This is a genomic window from Phyllobacterium sp. 01N428, from assembly GCF_056399405.1.
The window spans coordinates 1-16,864 of sequence record NZ_JBFTRH010000012.1 but is presented as its reverse complement, the minus strand read 5'-3'; the positions used below and the strand labels follow the sequence as shown (position 1 = coordinate 16,864).

The 16,864-nt window shown below is 57.9% G+C and carries 14 protein-coding genes and 1 tRNA gene; 1 reads left to right on the top strand and 14 read right to left on the bottom strand.

Features of this window, described 5'->3' with window-relative positions:
* The 4 genes from AC1DNI_RS22515 to rpsL all read right to left on the bottom strand — a co-directional run.
* Nucleotides 1-149, bottom strand: a 149-nt coding sequence (locus AC1DNI_RS22515) for a GTP-binding protein (RefSeq protein ID WP_421363080.1), incomplete at its 3' end; no start/stop codon positions are given.
* 62 nt (nucleotides 150-211) lie between these two features.
* Nucleotides 212-2,299, bottom strand: a complete 2,088-nt coding sequence (gene fusA / locus AC1DNI_RS22510) for an elongation factor G (RefSeq protein WP_477693487.1) — start codon at nucleotides 2,297-2,299, stop codon at nucleotides 212-214.
* A gap of 33 nt (nucleotides 2,300-2,332) precedes the next feature.
* A complete protein-coding gene (gene rpsG, locus AC1DNI_RS22505; RefSeq protein ID WP_027229717.1) occupies nucleotides 2,333-2,803 on the bottom strand; it encodes a 30S ribosomal protein S7 in 471 nt (156 codons plus the stop codon).
* Nucleotides 2,804-2,861: 58 nt separating this feature from the next.
* Entirely contained in the window at nucleotides 2,862-3,233 is a 372-nt protein-coding gene (gene rpsL / locus AC1DNI_RS22500; RefSeq protein ID WP_027229718.1) for a 30S ribosomal protein S12, read from the bottom strand.
* Nucleotides 3,234-3,661: 428 nt separating this feature from the next.
* Here rpsL and AC1DNI_RS22495 point away from each other — a divergent pair, with 428 nt between their 5' ends.
* Nucleotides 3,662-3,970 (top strand): hypothetical protein, encoded by a 309-nt coding sequence (locus AC1DNI_RS22495; protein WP_477693488.1) that lies wholly within the window; start codon nucleotides 3,662-3,664, stop codon nucleotides 3,968-3,970.
* A gap of 78 nt (nucleotides 3,971-4,048) precedes the next feature.
* Here the strand turns inward: AC1DNI_RS22495 and rpoC are convergent, their stop codons facing one another.
* The 10 genes from rpoC to AC1DNI_RS22445 all read right to left on the bottom strand — a co-directional run.
* Nucleotides 4,049-8,260: a DNA-directed RNA polymerase subunit beta' gene (gene rpoC / locus AC1DNI_RS22490; RefSeq protein ID WP_027229720.1), complete on the bottom strand. Its 4,212-nt coding sequence runs from the start codon at nucleotides 8,258-8,260 to the stop codon at nucleotides 4,049-4,051.
* A gap of 141 nt (nucleotides 8,261-8,401) precedes the next feature.
* Nucleotides 8,402-12,538 (bottom strand): DNA-directed RNA polymerase subunit beta, encoded by a 4,137-nt coding sequence (gene rpoB, locus AC1DNI_RS22485; RefSeq protein WP_027229721.1) that lies wholly within the window; start codon nucleotides 12,536-12,538, stop codon nucleotides 8,402-8,404.
* 212 nt (nucleotides 12,539-12,750) lie between these two features.
* Entirely contained in the window at nucleotides 12,751-13,128 is a 378-nt protein-coding gene (gene rplL / locus AC1DNI_RS22480) for a 50S ribosomal protein L7/L12 (protein WP_027229722.1), read from the bottom strand.
* A gap of 46 nt (nucleotides 13,129-13,174) precedes the next feature.
* Nucleotides 13,175-13,693 (bottom strand): 50S ribosomal protein L10, encoded by a 519-nt coding sequence (rplJ, locus tag AC1DNI_RS22475; RefSeq protein ID WP_027229723.1) that lies wholly within the window; start codon nucleotides 13,691-13,693, stop codon nucleotides 13,175-13,177.
* 342 nt (nucleotides 13,694-14,035) lie between these two features.
* Nucleotides 14,036-14,734: a 50S ribosomal protein L1 gene (gene rplA / locus AC1DNI_RS22470; protein ID WP_091925812.1), complete on the bottom strand. Its 699-nt coding sequence runs from the start codon at nucleotides 14,732-14,734 to the stop codon at nucleotides 14,036-14,038.
* Nucleotides 14,735-14,738: 4 nt separating this feature from the next.
* Complete coding sequence (gene rplK, locus AC1DNI_RS22465; protein ID WP_027229725.1) at nucleotides 14,739-15,167, bottom strand: 50S ribosomal protein L11; 429 nt, start codon at nucleotides 15,165-15,167, stop codon at nucleotides 14,739-14,741.
* A gap of 137 nt (nucleotides 15,168-15,304) precedes the next feature.
* A complete protein-coding gene (nusG, locus tag AC1DNI_RS22460) occupies nucleotides 15,305-15,835 on the bottom strand; it encodes a transcription termination/antitermination protein NusG (protein ID WP_027229726.1) in 531 nt (176 codons plus the stop codon).
* Between the two features lie 36 nt (nucleotides 15,836-15,871).
* On the bottom strand, nucleotides 15,872-16,072 hold the full coding sequence (secE, locus tag AC1DNI_RS22455; RefSeq protein WP_027229727.1) for a preprotein translocase subunit SecE: 201 nt from the start codon (nucleotides 16,070-16,072) through the stop codon (nucleotides 15,872-15,874).
* A gap of 227 nt (nucleotides 16,073-16,299) precedes the next feature.
* Nucleotides 16,300-16,375: transfer RNA gene (locus tag AC1DNI_RS22450), tRNA-Trp, on the bottom strand.
* A 312-nt stretch (nucleotides 16,376-16,687) separates the two neighbouring features.
* Nucleotides 16,688-16,864 (bottom strand): EF-Tu C-terminal domain-related protein (locus tag AC1DNI_RS22445; RefSeq protein WP_477693480.1); only part of this gene is annotated, 177 nt, incomplete at its 5' end.

The following is a 16,864-nucleotide window of genomic DNA, read 5'->3' as shown; positions in this document are numbered from 1 at the left end:
TCCGGCGCTGCGTCGATCTGGTCGTACGCCTTGTACTCACCAAAATACTTCGTAATCGCTGCCGTCAACGACGTCTTGCCATGGTCAACGTGACCAATCGTGCCAATGTTGACGTGCGGCTTGTTACGTTCAAACTTGCTCTTAGCCATCTGAGCTCTCCGTTATATGTTCGCCTGCTCAGGCTTCTCAACTGTCACGCGCAACCTTATGGTTACGCAAACTTCTTCTGGATTTCCTGCGCGACTGCCGTCGGAACAGGCTCGTAGTGATCGAACTGCATCGTGTACTGCGCACGACCCTGGCTCATCGAACGCAGGTTGCTCACATAGCCAAACATGTTGGCCAGCGGCACGTTTGCATTGACGACGGTCGCGATACCACGAGCTTCCGTACCCGAAATCTGACCACGACGTGAGTTCAGATCGCCAATCACGTCACCGACGTAATCTTCAGGAGTTACGACCTCGACCTTCATGATCGGTTCAAGCAGCTGGGCACCGGCCTTCTGCGCACCTTCGCGGAATGCAGCGCGGGCTGCGATTTCGAAGGCAAGAACCGAGGAGTCCACATCATGGTAGGCGCCGTCGATCAGCGTGGCTTTCACGCCGAGCATCGGGAAGCCTGCGAGCGGACCCGCACCCATAACGCTCAGGATACCCTTTTCAACACCAGGGATGTATTCCTTCGGGATCGCACCGCCGACGATCTTCGATTCGAAGATGAACTCGTCGCCATCATGCGGCTCGAAGACGACCTTGATGCGGGCGAACTGACCCGAACCACCGGACTGCTTCTTGTGCGTGTAGTCGATTTCAGCCTTGCGGGTGATCGATTCACGATAGGCAACCTGCGGATTGCCGACATTCGCCTCGACCTTGAACTCACGACGCATACGGTCAACGAGAATGTCGAGATGAAGCTCGCCCATGCCGGAAATGATCGTCTGGCCGGATTCTTCGTCCGACTTGACGCGGAATGAAGGATCTTCAGCAGCAAGGCGATTAAGCGCGAGGCCCATCTTTTCCTGGTCGGCCTTGGTCTTCGGCTCAATCGCGATCGAGATAACCGGTTCCGGAAACACCATGCGTTCCAGAATGACCGGCTTCAGCGGATCGCAGAGCGTGTCGCCCGTCGTCGTTTCCTTGAGGCCTGCCAGGGCAACGATGTCGCCGGCAAATGCTTCTTCGATGTCTTCACGCGAATTGGAGTGCATCTGCAGCATGCGGCCGATGCGTTCACGCTTGAGCTTCACAGTGTTGTCGAGCGAGATACCCTTGGTAAGCTTGCCCGAGTAGATGCGGCAGAACGTGAGCGAACCGACGAACGGATCGTTCATGATCTTGAATGCGAGCATCGAAAGCGGCTCTTCGTCAGAAGACTTGCGAACGGTTTCCGCATCGGTCTTGGGATCGATACCCCTGATCGGAGGAACGTCGACCGGCGAAGGCAAGAATTCTACGACACCATCGAGCAGCGGCTGAACGCCCTTGTTCTTGAAGGCCGAGCCGCAGAATACCGGGTGGAATTCGACGCGGCAGGTGCCGACGCGGATGAGCGCGCGCAGCTTGTCGTTGTCAGGCATATTGCCTTCGAGATAGGCTTCCATGGCAGCTTCCTCGACCTCAACAGCGGTCTCGATGAGCTTCTCACGGAATTCTTCAGCCTTGTCCTTCAGGTCGGCCGGAATCTCGACGACGTCCCACTGGGCGCCGAGTTGTTCGTCGCGCCAAACAAGAGCCTTCATCTCGATGAGGTCGATAACGCCCTTGAACTCGTTCTCGGCACCGATCGGCAGCTGCATGACGAGCGCTTTCGCGCCAAGACGGCTCTTGACCATGTCGACGCAGCGATAGAAATCGGCGCCGGTCTTGTCCATCTTGTTGACGAAGATCATGCGCGGGACATGATACTTCTCAGCCTGACGCCAGACGGTTTCAGTCTGCGGCTCGACACCGGCATTGGCGTCGAGGAGAGCAATCGCACCGTCGAGAACGCGCAGCGAGCGTTCAACTTCAATCGTGAAGTCGACGTGGCCAGGCGTGTCGATGATGTTGAAACGGCGCATCTTGCCGTCACGGCCCTTCCAGAACGTGGTGGTCGCAGCAGAGGTGATCGTGATGCCACGCTCCTGCTCCTGCTCCATCCAGTCCATGGTTGCGGCGCCATCGTGGACTTCACCGATCTTGTGCGACTTACCGGTGTAGTAAAGGATACGCTCGGTCGTCGTGGTCTTGCCGGCGTCGATGTGCGCCATGATACCGAAATTACGGTAGTCTTCGATTTTATATTCGCGGGCCATGATAGGTTGCCTTCAAGAATAGGGTTTCGACGATTACCAGCGGTAATGCGAGAATGCGCGGTTGGCTTCTGCCATGCGATGCGTGTCTTCACGCTTCTTCACAGCCGAGCCGCGGTTGTTTGCAGCATCCAGCAGTTCACCGGACAGGCGATCGACCATGGTCGACTCGTTGCGGCCACGGGCTGCATTGATGAGCCAACGGATGGCAAGAGCCTGACGGCGCTCGGGACGAACGTCGACCGGAACCTGGTACGTTGCACCACCAACGCGGCGCGAGCGCACTTCGACGTGCGGCGCAACATTGTCGAGAGCCTGATGGAACAGGGCAACCGGCTCCTGCTTGCTCTTGGTTTCGACGGACTCAAGCGCACCGTAAACGATGCGCTCCGCAACGGACTTCTTGCCATGAAGCATGACTGCATTCATGAACTTGGTCAGAACGAGATCACCGAACTTCGGATCCGGGTTGATCTCACGCTTTTCTGCACTATGGCGTCTGGACATATTCTCTGTCTCTTCGCTTCGTCAGGCTCGCCACACATGGCTTGAGCCCGGGTAAATCTTACTTCGGACGCTTCGCACCGTACTTCGAACGGCGCTGCTTGCGGTTCTTAACGCCCTGGGTATCCAGAACACCACGGATGATGTGGTAACGAACACCCGGCAAGTCCTTTACACGGCCGCCGCGGATCATCACGACGGAGTGTTCCTGAAGGTTATGCCCCTCACCCGGAATATATCCGATGACTTCAAATCCGTTCGTCAGACGCACCTTGGCGACCTTACGCAGAGCCGAGTTCGGCTTCTTCGGGGTCGTCGTGTAGACGCGAGTGCAAACGCCGCGCTTCTGCGGGTTTTCCTGCAGAGCAGGGACTTTATTGCGCTTTACCGGCGCAACGCGCGGCTTGCGGATCAGCTGGTTTACGGTAGGCATTCAACCTTCCCTCTTTCACAAATCTCGTATCTTCGCCCGTCAGGGCCGTTTCAGCGCCATGCTCATGCACGAATTCGGGCAACAGAACCACCGGTTGGTGGCTTGCCCGAATAAAAGCAGAGGAGACCATAAGGCCTCGTGCGAGCGGCAATTGCATATCGATCGTAAAACGAACCCTGTTTGAGATGAACTCCAGAGCGAGTCGCTCCGAAAAAGCCAATCTCACATCGGCTCAGATGGCGTGCTGATACTTGGTCATTGCGTTACAGTCAAGCCTGAACGCCAAGATTTATTAAGGTTTGCGCGCTTTAGGAGCGCAGCACCGGCCTATTGAAAGATAGTTTCGCTGAACAGGCATTATTTCAAGCAAAATTTCACGTATTCCACGACGACGTCGCAACCGTTCGTGCTAGGACATGTTCAAATCCATCATCAGCATTGTTTGCCAAGGGAATCATCGAATGGCTGAAGACCCACCAAAACCGGTCAATCTCATCGTCGCCGACGTCTGGAAGGAGAAGGACGAGGACCCGAGGCAGGTCCATCTGCTGCTCATGACCGACGACACCGAAAATCTGGTGAACATCGCTCTGCAGATTCTCGCCAACGAAGGCTATGACGAAGCTGAACTTCTCGAAATCGGCACGATCACCGAAGAGCCGGATGAGGAACCGCACCGCTCTGCCTGGCAGAATGCGCTTACGGGCCAGGCGGCACTCATCGAGTTCAACGAATAGAAACCGGATCAACAGGCTGGAATAGACAAGGCCGCCGCGATCAACTCGCGGCGGCCTCTTCATTTGGTTCAACCAGCCTTATTCGGCGGCGGACTGGTCCGTCATATCCGCGAGCATCGGGCTTGCCTTGGCAGCCGTTGCCCCGGACTCCTTGCGGCGCTCGTCGATGATAAGCTCGTCGCGAGCCACGGCAATGCGGCGGATCTGCTTGACCGTGCCGCCGGTACCTGCCGGGATCAGACGTCCGACGATGACGTTTTCCTTCAGGCCCTGAAGAGCATCCATCTTGCCGGCAACGGCCGCTTCGGTGAGGACGCGGGTCGTTTCCTGGAAGGATGCCGCCGAGATGAACGACGGGGTCTGCAGCGAGGCCTTGGTGATGCCGAGAAGAACCGGAACACCGTAGCCCGGCTTCTTGCCGTCTTCCTCAAGACGCTCGTTGATCTCGTCGAGCTCGATACGATCGACATGATCGCCGGGGATAAAGCCGGTATCGCCGGATTCGGTGATCTCGACCTTCTGCAGCATCTGACGGACAATCACTTCGATGTGCTTGTCGTTGATCAGAACGCCCTGCAACCGGTAAACTTCCTGGATTTCGTTGACGAGGTAGGAAGCAAGTGCTTCCACGCCCTTGATGGCCAGGATGTCGTGCGGCGCCGGATTGCCGTCGAGGATATAATCGCCCTTTTCGATGGCGTCACCGTCCTGAAGATGGAACGGCTTGCCCTTGGGGATCAGATACTCGACAGGCTCGAGCGTCTCGTCGTTCGGTTCGATGACGATACGACGCTTGTTCTTGTAGTCACGGCCGAAACGAACCGTACCATCGATCTCAGCGATGATCGCATGGTCCTTCGGACGACGTGCCTCGAACAGTTCCGCAACGCGCGGCAGACCACCGGTGATGTCCTTGGTCTTGGCGCTTTCCATCGGAATACGGGCAAGAACGTCACCCGCTTTCACATGCGAACCCGGCTCGACCGAAAGGATCGACTCGACCGACAACTGGAAGCGTGCATCGCCGCCCTTTGCCAATTTCATCACCTTGCCGGCCTTGTCCTTGACGACGATGGCAGGCTTCAGATCAGAGCCGCGCGGGGTCGAACGCCAGTCGATGACGACGCGCTTGGTGATGCCCGTCGACTCGTCCGTCGTTTCCGCGACCGAAAGACCATCGACCATGTCTTCGAATTCGACATGACCTTCGACTTCCGTCATGACCGGACGGGTATATGGATCCCACTCGGCAATGCGCTGGCCGCGCTTCACGTTGTCACCATCATCGACATAGATGCGCGAACCGTAGGTGACGCGGTGCGTGGCGCGTTCCTTGCCGTTTGCATCGAGAATGACGACAGCCATGTTGCGGCCCATGACGACCAGATGGCCGTCCGAGTTGCGCACCACGTTGCGGTTGCGGATCTGGACCGTACCCTCGTAGCTTGCTTCGAGGAACGACTGATCGACAACCTGTGCCGTACCACCAAGGTGGAACGTACGCATCGTCAGCTGCGTGCCCGGCTCACCGATCGACTGCGCGGCGATAACGCCGACAGCTTCACCCTGGTTGACCGGCGTACCACGGGCCAGATCGCGGCCATAGCACTTGGCGCAGATACCGCCGCGCGTCTCGCAAGTCAGCGCCGAACGGATGCGAATCGACTGAACGCCAGCCTTTTCGATCGCGTCGACATCGAACTCGTCGATGATCTTGCCGCCGGCGACGAGAACGTCGCTGGAGACCGGATGCACGATATCTTCGAGCGCCGTACGGCCGAGGACACGCTGGCCGAGGGTCGCGACGACCTGACCGGCATCGACGATCGGCTGCATGGTAAGACCGGTGGTCGTACCGCAATCGGTCGAGATGACGATGCAATCCTGCGCGACGTCAACAAGACGGCGTGTCAGGTAACCGGAGTTGGCCGTCTTCAAGGCGGTGTCGGCGAGACCCTTACGGGCACCGTGGGTCGAGTTGAAGTACTCGTTAACGGTCAGACCTTCCTTGAAGTTCGAAATGATCGGCGTCTCGATGATCTCGCCCGAGGGCTTGGCCATCAGGCCGCGCATGCCGCCAAGCTGACGCATCTGGTTCGGCGAACCACGAGCACCCGAGTGCGACATCATGTAGATCGAGTTCATCTGCTTCTGGCGGCCAGTAACAGGATCGAACTCGACGGCCTTGATGCGTGCCATCATTTCGTCGGCGACCTTCTCGGTGCACTTGCCCCAAGCGTCGACAACCTTGTTGTACTTCTCGCCCTGAGTGATCAGGCCGTCATTGTACTGCTGCTCGTATTCCGTCGCCAGAGCTTCGGTCTCGGCAACGAGCTTCGCCTTGGTTTCCGGAATGACCATGTCGTCCTTGCCGAACGAAATGCCGGCGCGGCAGGCATGGGCGAAGCCGAGCTGCATGATGCGATCGCAGAAAATGACCGTCTCTTTCTGACCGCAATGGCGATAGACCGTGTCGATCATCTTGGAGATGTTCTTCTTGGTCATTTCCTGGTTGCAGATGTCGAAAGGCACGTTGTGGTGTTTCGGCAGCAGTTCGCCGATGATCATGCGGCCGGGTGTGGTCTCATAGATCTTCGAGGTCGGCTTGCCGTCCGCATCGATGCTCTTGAAGCGGCCCTTGATCTTGGTGTGCAGGGTAACCGCACCGCTGCCGATGGCGTGGTGAAGCTCGCCCATATCAGCGAACGCCATGCCCTCGCCCGGCTCCTTGGCCGCGACGATCGACAGGTAATAGAGACCGAGAACCATGTCCTGCGACGGAACGATAACCGGCAGACCGTTGGCGGGATGCAGGATGTTGTTCGTCGACATCATCAGGACGCGGGCTTCGAGCTGGGCTTCCAGCGAAAGCGGCACGTGAACAGCCATCTGGTCGCCGTCGAAGTCCGCGTTGAAAGCGGTACAGACGAGCGGATGCAGCTGGATGGCCTTGCCTTCGATCAGGGTGGGCTCGAAGGCCTGGATGCCAAGACGGTGCAGCGTCGGCGCGCGGTTCAGGAGAACCGGGTGCTCGCGGATGACCTCGTCGAGGATATCCCAGACTTCCGGCTTTTCCTTTTCAACCAGCTTCTTCGCCTGCTTGACGGTCGAGGAGTAACCCTTGGCGTCGAGACGGGCGTAGATGAACGGCTTGAACAGTTCGAGCGCCATCTTCTTCGGCAAGCCGCACTGGTGGAGCTTCAACTCCGGACCGGTCACGATAACCGAACGGCCGGAATAGTCGACGCGCTTGCCGAGCAGGTTCTGACGGAAGCGGCCCTGCTTGCCCTTGAGCATGTCGGACAGCGACTTCAGCGGACGCTTGTTGGCGCCGGTGATGACGCGGCCGCGGCGGCCGTTGTCGAACAGAGCATCAACCGACTCCTGAAGCATGCGCTTCTCGTTGCGGATGATGATGCCGGGCGCGCGCAGTTCGATCAGGCGCTTCAGGCGGTTGTTACGGTTGATGACGCGGCGATACAGATCGTTGAGATCGGACGTCGCGAAACGGCCGCCATCGAGCGGCACGAGCGGGCGCAGATCGGGCGGTATGACCGGAACGATCTTCATGATCATCCATTCCGGACGGTTGCCCGATTCCAGGAAGTTCTCGACGATCTTCAGACGCTTCATCAGCTTCTTCTGCTTCAGATCCGAGGTCGTCTCGGCAAGTTCCGCCCGCAGGTCGCCGGCGATCTTTTCGAGATCCATCGAAGCAAGAAGTTCATGAATGGCTTCGGCGCCGATGAGCGCCGTGAAGGCGTCCTCACCGTATTCGTCGACAGCGATCATGTACTCTTCTTCAGAAAGAAGCTGGTGTTCCTTGAGAGCTGTCAGGCCCGGCTCGGTCACGATGTAGTTCTCGAAATAGAGAACGCGCTCGATGCCCTTGAGGGTCATGTCGAGCAGCGTGCCGATACGGCTCGGAAGCGACTTCAGGAACCAGATATGTGCAACTGGAGCCGCGAGTTCGATATGGCCCATGCGCTCACGGCGAACGCGCGACAGCGTGACTTCGACGCCGCACTTTTCGCATATGATGCCCTTGTATTTCATACGCTTGTACTTGCCGCACAAGCATTCATAGTCCTTGATCGGCCCGAAGATCCGCGCGCAGAAGAGACCATCCCGCTCCGGCTTGAAGGTGCGGTAGTTGATCGTCTCCGGCTTCTTGATCTCACCGTATGACCAGGACAGAATCTTCTCAGGGCTGGCGATCGATATCCGGATGGAATCGAATGCCTGCACAGGCACCTGAGGATTGAAAAGATTCATGACCTCTTGGTTCATGCCGTTTCTCCATGGGGCAAAGCTTGCCCTCTTCTTGCGATGGATAGCCGCCGCCGCGGGTCCATCTGGATCAAATGCCGCTTCTGCAGCGGCTCGAACATACTGGTCGGGTGCGCAGCGAAACTGCGCACCCTTCCCTTCTTATTCAGCAGCGTCTGGAAGCGCCTGCTGTTGTTCCTGCTGTCGTGTATCGTCCAGTTCGACATTGAGTCCGAGCGAACGCATTTCCTTGACGAGTACGTTGAAGCTCTCCGGAATGCCGGCCTCGAACGTATCGTCACCGCGGACGATCGCCTCGTAGACTTTGGTACGACCGGCAACGTCGTCGGACTTGACCGTCAGCATTTCCTGCAGCGTGTATGCCGCACCGTATGCTTCAAGGGCCCAGACCTCCATTTCACCGAAGCGCTGGCCACCGAACTGCGCCTTGCCACCCAGCGGCTGCTGCGTGACAAGCGAGTAAGGTCCGATCGAACGGGCGTGGATCTTGTCGTCGACCAGGTGGTGCAGCTTCAGCATATAGATGTAGCCGACTGTAACCTGGCGATCGAACGTTTCACCCGTACGTCCGTCATAGAGCGTCGACTGACCCGAGGACTTCAGGCCCGCCTGTTCCAGCATCACGTTGATGTCCGGCTCATGCGCACCGTCGAAGACCGGCGTTGCAATCGATACACCGCGCTTCATCTGCTCGCCGAGACGAACGATGCTCTCGTCGTCATAGTTGCGAACCGGCTCATTGCGGTCGTTGTCCGGAATGATCGATTCGATCGTGGTCCGGAGCGGCGCAATGTCGCCCTGTGCCTTGTAGGCTTCGATCAGCTCGCCGATCTTCTTGCCCATGCCGGCGCAGGCCCAGCCGAGATGCGTCTCGAGGATCTGACCGACATTCATGCGGCTTGGCACGCCAAGCGGATTGAGCACGATGTCGACATGCGTTCCGTCTTCAAGGAACGGCATATCCTCAACAGCGGCGATACGCGAAACAACGCCCTTGTTGCCGTGACGGCCGGCCATCTTGTCGCCTGGCTGGATCTTGCGCTTCACAGCGACGAAGACCTTGACCATCTTCATGACGCCAGGAGGCATCTCGTCGCCGCGCTGAACCTTCTCGACCTTGTCCATGAAGCGCTGTTCGAGCAGCTTCTTGGAATCGTCGTACTGGTTGCGCAGAGCTTCGATTTCGCCCTGTACCTTCTCGTCCTCGACGGCAAACTGCCACCACTGGGAGCGCGGGTATTCACCCATGACTGCCTGGGTAACGGTCGTGCCCTTCTTGAACGCCTTCGGTCCGGCAACGGCAACCTTGCCGTTGAGAACATCGACCAGGCGGCCATAGACGTTGCGGTCGAGAATCGCCTGCTCGTCGTCACGGTCCTTGGCGAGACGCTCGATTTCCTCGCGCTCGATTGCCATGGCGCGTTCGTCCTTCTCAACGCCGTGGCGATTGAAGACGCGAACTTCCACAACGGTACCGTAGGTCCCGGGCGGCATGCGCATCGAGGTATCGCGGACGTCCGAAGCCTTTTCACCGAAGATGGCGCGCAGAAGCTTTTCTTCCGGCGTCATCGGGCTTTCGCCCTTCGGCGTGATCTTGCCGACGAGAATATCGCCCGGCTGAACTTCGGCGCCGATATAGACGATGCCGGCTTCGTCGAGGTTCTTCAGCGCTTCTTCCGAAACGTTCGGAATGTCGCGTGTGATTTCCTCAGGTCCGAGCTTCGTGTCGCGGGCCATGACTTCGAACTCCTCGATATGGATCGAGGTGAAGACGTCGTCCGAAACGATCTTCTCGGAAAGCAGGATCGAGTCTTCGTAGTTGTAGCCATTCCACGGCATGAACGCGACGAGCACGTTGCGGCCGAGCGCCAGATCGCCAAGATCGGTCGAAGGACCGTCAGCGATGATGTCGCCCTTCTCGATCCGGTCACCCACACGCACCAGCGGACGCTGGTTGATACAGGTGTTCTGGTTCGAGCGCTGGAACTTCATCAGGCGATAGATATCGACGCCCGACTTGCCGGGCACGAGGTCTTCCGTCGCACGGATAACGATACGGGTCGCATCTACCTGGTCGACGATACCGGTACGGCGTGCACCGATAGCGGCGCCCGAGTCGCGCGCAACGATCGGTTCCATGCCGGTGCCGACGAACGGAGCCTCGGCGCGAACCAGAGGAACGGCCTGACGCTGCATGTTCGAACCCATCAGGGCGCGGTTGGCGTCATCGTTCTCGAGGAACGGAATGAGCGCCGCGGCGACCGAAACGAGCTGCTTGGGCGAAACGTCCATCAGGTCCACGTTTTCACGCGGCGCCATCAGAACTTCACCGGCATGGCGGCAGACGACGAATTCGTCGGTGAACCCGCCCGTGGCGTCCAGTTCCACATTGGCCTGGGCCACGTGATATTTGGCTTCTTCCATGGCCGACAGATAGACGACTTCGTCCGTGACCTTGCCGTCAACGATCTTGCGGTACGGGCTCTCGATGAAGCCATACTTGTTGACGCGGGCGAAGGTTGCGAGCGAGTTGATCAGACCGATATTCGGGCCTTCCGGCGTTTCAATCGGGCAGATACGGCCATAGTGCGTCGGATGGACGTCGCGAACTTCGAAGCCGGCGCGCTCGCGGGTCAGACCGCCCGGTCCAAGTGCCGAAAGACGACGCTTGTGCGTGATCTCGGACAAGGGGTTGGTCTGATCCATGAACTGCGACAGCTGCGAGGAACCGAAGAACTCGCGAACGGCTGCGGCAGCCGGCTTCGCGTTGATCAGATCCTGCGGCATCACGGTGTCGATTTCGATCGAGGACATGCGTTCCTTGATGGCGCGCTCCATGCGCAGCAAGCCAACACGGTACTGGTTCTCCATCAATTCGCCGACCGAACGGACACGGCGGTTGCCGAGATTGTCGATGTCGTCGATTTCACCGCGGCCATCGCGCAGGTCGACAAGCATCTTGACCACGGCAAGGATGTCTTCCTTGCGCAGGACACGAACAGTGTCTTCCGCGTTGAGGTCGAGGCGCATGTTCATCTTCACGCGGCCGACAGCCGACAGATCATAACGCTCGCTGTCGAAGAACAGCGACTTGAACATGGCTTCCGCCGAGTCGATCGTTGGCGGCTCACCCGGACGCATCACGCGGTAGATGTCGAACAGCGCATCCTGGCGGCTTTCGTTCTTGTCCACGGCCAGCGTGTTGCGGATATACGGTCCGATATTGACATGGTCGATATCAAGAACGTTGATCTCTTCCGTGCCGGTATCGAGCAATACCTTGAGGGTCTTCTCATCAAGTTCGTCGCCGGCTTCGAGGTAAACCTCACCGGTCTCGAAGTTGACGATGTCCTCGGCAAGATACGAGCCGAACAGGTCGTCCTCGGTGGCCTTGATGAACTTGAGGCCCTTTTCAGCAAGCTGCTTGGCACTGCGTGCGGTCAGCTTCTTGCCAGATTCGAGCACGACTTCGCCGGTGTCGGCGTCGATCACGTCGGAGGTGGCCTTGAAGCCCTTGAAGCGGTCGACCGAATAGGGAATGCGCCAGCCTTCTCCGTCACGGCTGAACGTGATGGAGTTATAGAAGGTCGAAAGAATCTCTTCCGAATCCATGCCGAGCGCCATGAGCAGCGACGTCACCGGAATCTTGCGGCGGCGATCGATACGCGCATAGACGACGTCCTTGGCATCGAACTCGATGTCGAGCCAGGACCCGCGGTACGGAATGACGCGGGCAGCGAAAAGAAGCTTGCCCGACGAATGCGTCTTGCCCTTGTCGTGATCGAAGAACACACCCGGCGAACGGTGCATCTGCGATACGATAACGCGCTCGGTGCCGTTCACAATGAACGTGCCGTTGTCCGTCATGAGCGGCATATCGCCCATGTAGACGTCCTGTTCCTTGATGTCCTTGATCGACTTCGCGCCGGTATCCTCGTCGATATCGAACACGATGAGGCGCAGCGTCACCTTCAGCGGCGCTGCATAGGTCAGATCGCGCTGCCGGCATTCATCCACATCGAACTTGGGAGCTTCGAACTCGTACTTGACGAATTCGAGCATGGAAGCGCCCGAGAAATCCGAAATCGGAAATACAGACTTGAAAACAGCCTGCAGACCTTCATCCAGTCGCCCGCCCTTGGGCTCTTCCACCATCAGAAACTGATCGTAGGAAGCTTTTTGAACCTCGATGAGGTTCGGCATCTCTGCGACTTCCGGAATCTTACCGAAAAACTTGCGTACGCGCCTACGACCATTGAAAGAATGGGTCTGAGCCATCGTCGCTCCTCGTCTTTATGCCAGAAACTGGCCTGTTTCTTAAAACCGCATTTGCGGCCCCGTGAACGGGACAAAACCCGTTTCCTGAAAGCATCAATCTTGCCGTCAGGAAAAGGGTTCAGTACCGGACCCTCCAACGTGGAGGGGAATTCTGCATCACCCGCAGCGCGGGAGTGGCGGGCAGGTTGCCCTGCCCGCCCAAAACGCAAGACTTACTTGAGTTCGACCTTGGCGCCAGCAGCTTCGAGCTGTGCCTTGATCTTGTCAGCTTCGTCCTTGGTCGCGGCTTCCTTGACCGGCTTCGGAGCTGCTTCAACGAGGTCCTTGGCTTCCTTGAGGCCGAGACCGGTGATTGCGCGGACTTCCTTGATCACGTTGATCTTGTTAGCGCCGGCTTCGGTCAGAACGACGTCGAATTCAGTCTTTTCCTCAACTGCGGCAGCAGCTGCACCGCCGCCAGCGGCAGCAGCAACAGCTACCGGAGCAGCAGCGGAAACGCCCCACTTCTCTTCAAGAAGCTTCGAAAGTTCAGCAGCTTCGAGAACGGTCAGGTTGGACAGGTCTTCTACGATCTTTGCGAGATCAGTCATTGTGATATTCCTTTACAAGGTTCGATAATTGACAGCGAGAACGGCCTTATGCCGCTTCGTCCTTCCGGGCATAGGCGCCGAAAACGCGGGCAAGCTGACCTGCCGGTGCGTTGACGATCTGAGCAATGCGCGTGGCCGGGGTCTGGATCATGCCAACCAGCTTTGCGCGCAACTCGTCGAGTGACGGAAGTGCGGCCAGAGCCTTTACACCTTCCGGGTCGAGAGTCGTTGCTCCCATCGAGCCACCGAGGATGACGAGCTTTTCGTTACCCTTGGCAAATTCGATGGCGATCTTTGGTGCCGTAATCGGATCGTTGGAATAGGCAACGAGTGTCTGGCCTGTGAACAGGTCAGCGATGCCTTCCGAATCCGTACCCTGAAGAGCGATTTTGGCGAGGCGGTTCTTCGCGACTTTAACGGTGCCACCCGCATCACGCATCTTGGAGCGAAGATCGCCCAACTGCGCTACGGTGAGACCGGTATAGTGGGCCACGACAACTGAGCCAGAGTCCTTGAAGACCCCGTTCAGCCACGCGACGAATTCGCGCTTTTCCGCTTTTTCCACTGTCTCTCTCCATTTGGCAGAAACGCTTGATTGCGTCCCTGCCGGGTTGCCTTTTGCTGCAAGGGGCCAGTTAGAAAACTGGATCCACGCAACACCTGAGGATCCTGTCCCCCTTGCTTGCCGAAACCGGCAATAGCGAAAGGCAACTACGGTTCGAACCTTGTTCTCGGGCTTTCGCCCTCAAACCTGGTTGTTCCACGTCTCATGCGGGTTCATACGAATTAAGGCGAACCACCCGCAATCTCGGACAGGATAACCGGACTTTCATCCGGTTATCCAGGCCCCGAAGGGCCTGGAATTCTTTTCATCTCAAACGCTTGGGCTTGAGAATTGATGCAATGGTTACGCGACGCGAACCGTTGCGGGATCGATCTTGACGCCAGCGCCCATCGTCGACGAAATCGCGACGCGCTTGACGTATTCACCCTTGGCGCCAGCCGGCTTTGCCTTGGTGACGGCATCGGCGAACGCCTTGATGTTTTCTTCGAGCGCCTTGGCATCGAACGAAGCCTTGCCAACGCCCGCATGAACGATACCGGCCTTCTCGACGCGGAACTCTACGGCGCCGCCCTTGGAAGCCTTGACGGCAGCGGTGACGTCAGCCGTAACCGTACCGACCTTCGGGTTTGGCATCATGCCGCGCGGGCCGAGAACCTTACCGAGACGGCCGACGAGCGGCATCATGTCCGGGGTCGCAATGCAGCGATCGAAATCGATCTTGCCGCCATTGACGATCTCGAACAGGTCTTCGGCGCCAACGATGTCGGCACCAGCCTTCTTGGCCTCTTCGGCCTTGTCGCCGCGGGCGAAAACAGCCACGCGAACCGTGCGACCCGTGCCATTCGGCAGGTTGACGACGCCGCGGACCATCTGGTCGGCATGGCGGGGATCAACGCCGAGATTCATTGCGACTTCGATCGTCTCGTCGAACTTGGCAACGGCACGCTCCTTGACCATGGCAATCGCCGAGGTCAGGTCATACAGCTTGTTGCGGTCAACGCCTTCGCGAACCTTCGCTACACGCTTTGCAAGTTTTGCCATCGTCTTAGCCCACCACTTCCAGGCCCATCGAACGGGCAGAACCTTCGACCATGCGCATTGCGGCTTCGACGTCCGCTGCGTTCAGGTCCTTCATCTTCGCTTCAGCGATTTCACGGACCTTGTCGCGCGAAATCTTGCCGGCAACCGTCTTGCCTGGCTCCTTGGAGCCCGACTTCAGGTTTGCCGCCTTCTTCAGGAAGTAAGACACCGGCGGCGTCTTCATCACAAAAGTGAAGGACTTGTCCTGATAATAGGTAATGACGACCGGAATGGGCGAACCCTTTTCCAGTTCCTGCGTCTGCGCGTTGAACGCCTTGCAGAATTCCATGATGTTGATGCCGCGCTGACCAAGTGCCGGTCCGATCGGCGGGGACGGCGTTGCCGATCCTGCCGAAACCTGCAGCTTGAGCTGGCCTGCTACTTTCTTAGCCATAACTTCTCTGCCTTTTCATTGTGCCGGAAAACCGGCGGTTGCAGTTTGGTGGTGCGGGTCGGGGATCCGGCTTCAGATCGCCTCACCTCCCACCATGTTCGCCGCTTGCGCGGCACGCGACCCTAGAGCCGCAATGATCAGACCTTCTCGACCTGACCAAATTCGAGATCGACCGGCGTAGCGCGGCCGAAAATCGAAACTTCCACCTTGAGGCGCGAGCGCTCTTCGTCGACTTCCTGCACGGTGCCGTTGAACGAAGCGAACGGACCATCGGCAACGCGAACGCTTTCGCCGATCTCGAACGAGATCGAAGCCTTAGGACGCTCGACGCCTTCCTGGACCTGGGTCAGGATGCGCTCGGCTTCCTTGTCGGAGATTGCGATCGGCTTGTTGTCGGAACCGAGGAACCCGGTCACCTTCGGCGTGTTCTTGATCAGATGATATGCGTCATCCGTCAGATCGGCACGAACCAGGACATAGCCCGGGAAGAACTTGCGCTCGGCGTCGACCTTGCGGCCACGACGCACCTCGACCACTTTCTCGGTCGGCACGAGGATCTTCTCGAAAAGGTGCGACAGACCCTTCTGCCTCGCCTTTTCTTCGATCGACTCAGCGACCTTCTTTTCAAAATTCGAATAGGCGTGAACGATGTACCAGCGCGCGGTCATTACTTATTCCCAATCCCGATTTTTGTTCAGCCTGCGTTAACGGCCAAGACCGAGAACGAGATCGATCCCGAATGCCATCAACTGATCGGCCGCGAAAAAAAAGACCGCAGCAAAAGCCGCCATTACCATCACCATCGCGGTGGAAATGAGCGTCTCGCGCCGCGAAGGCCATGTGACCTTTGCGGTTTCAGCGCGCACTTGCTGAAAAAAAGTTATCGGATTCGTTTTGGATGCCATTTACCGCTCGTGCGTGTCATTGTGCTGTAAACATGCTGTGTTGAACTTGTTGCAACACCATCTGTCCACACCATTGCGGTCCGTAAAGCTGACCGTTCAGCTCCACGCACCGCGTGTCTGTTGACGTTACATAGAACCGATTCCGGAAAAACGCAAGTCCCCGGATCGCTTCTTTTCCAAACATCTGTCGGCGGCACCATCCAATCGTGTCCCGGCAGATTATGCATTGGCAGGGGAGACAGGGTTCGAACCTGCGACCTACGGTTTTGGAGACCGCCGCTCTACCAACTGAGCTACTCCCCTGCATTGGCGGCGTACATTCCATAAAGCCGTCACCATTTCAAGGGCAATATTACGACTTCCAGTGAGTTGCGGCAAAATTCGTTTGCCAATGAAGTTCTTGCAACACCTGAAAAGCCTCGAACCCCGCTGACGGGGCCTGGGAATTGATGAATCAATTGCTTCGGCGAGTAATTTAAATGGCGACGAGGTTCCCTAAGTTCAAGACCTACACATTAGAGTCGATTCGTGGGGGAAGAGACCCGCCCGGGCTCAAACGCAGAAAGGGCGGCCCCAAGGACCGCCCTTCCCGTACTCAATCGTCAGAAGACGATTTTACTCGATAATCGAAGAAACAATCCCTGCACCAACGGTGCGGCCGCCTTCACGGATAGCGAAGCGGAGCTTCTCTTCCATGGCGATCGGCACGATCAGCGTCACATCGACTGCGATGTTGTCGCCGGGCATGACCATTTCCGTGCCTTCCGGCAGCGTCACAACACCCGTCACGTC

Coding starts and splice junctions, on each gene's coding strand:
- rpsG (WP_027229717.1), bottom strand. CDS start 2,803: ATGTCCAGACGCCATAGTGCAGAAAAGCGTGAGATCAACCCGGATCCG.
- nusG (WP_027229726.1), bottom strand. CDS start 15,835: ATGACCGCGCGCTGGTACATCGTTCACGCCTATTCGAATTTTGAAAAG.
- rplA (WP_091925812.1), bottom strand. CDS start 14,734: ATGGCAAAACTTGCAAAGCGTGTAGCGAAGGTTCGCGAAGGCGTTGAC.
- rplK (WP_027229725.1), bottom strand. CDS start 15,167: ATGGCTAAGAAAGTAGCAGGCCAGCTCAAGCTGCAGGTTTCGGCAGGA.
- fusA (WP_477693487.1), bottom strand. CDS start 2,299: ATGGCCCGCGAATATAAAATCGAAGACTACCGTAATTTCGGTATCATG.
- secE (WP_027229727.1), bottom strand. CDS start 16,072: ATGGCATCCAAAACGAATCCGATAACTTTTTTTCAGCAAGTGCGCGCT.
- rpoC (WP_027229720.1), bottom strand. CDS start 8,260: ATGAACCAAGAGGTCATGAATCTTTTCAATCCTCAGGTGCCTGTGCAG.
- rpoB (WP_027229721.1), bottom strand. CDS start 12,538: ATGGCTCAGACCCATTCTTTCAATGGTCGTAGGCGCGTACGCAAGTTT.
- rpsL (WP_027229718.1), bottom strand. CDS start 3,233: ATGCCTACCGTAAACCAGCTGATCCGCAAGCCGCGCGTTGCGCCGGTA.
- rplL (WP_027229722.1), bottom strand. CDS start 13,128: ATGACTGATCTCGCAAAGATCGTAGAAGACCTGTCCAACCTGACCGTT.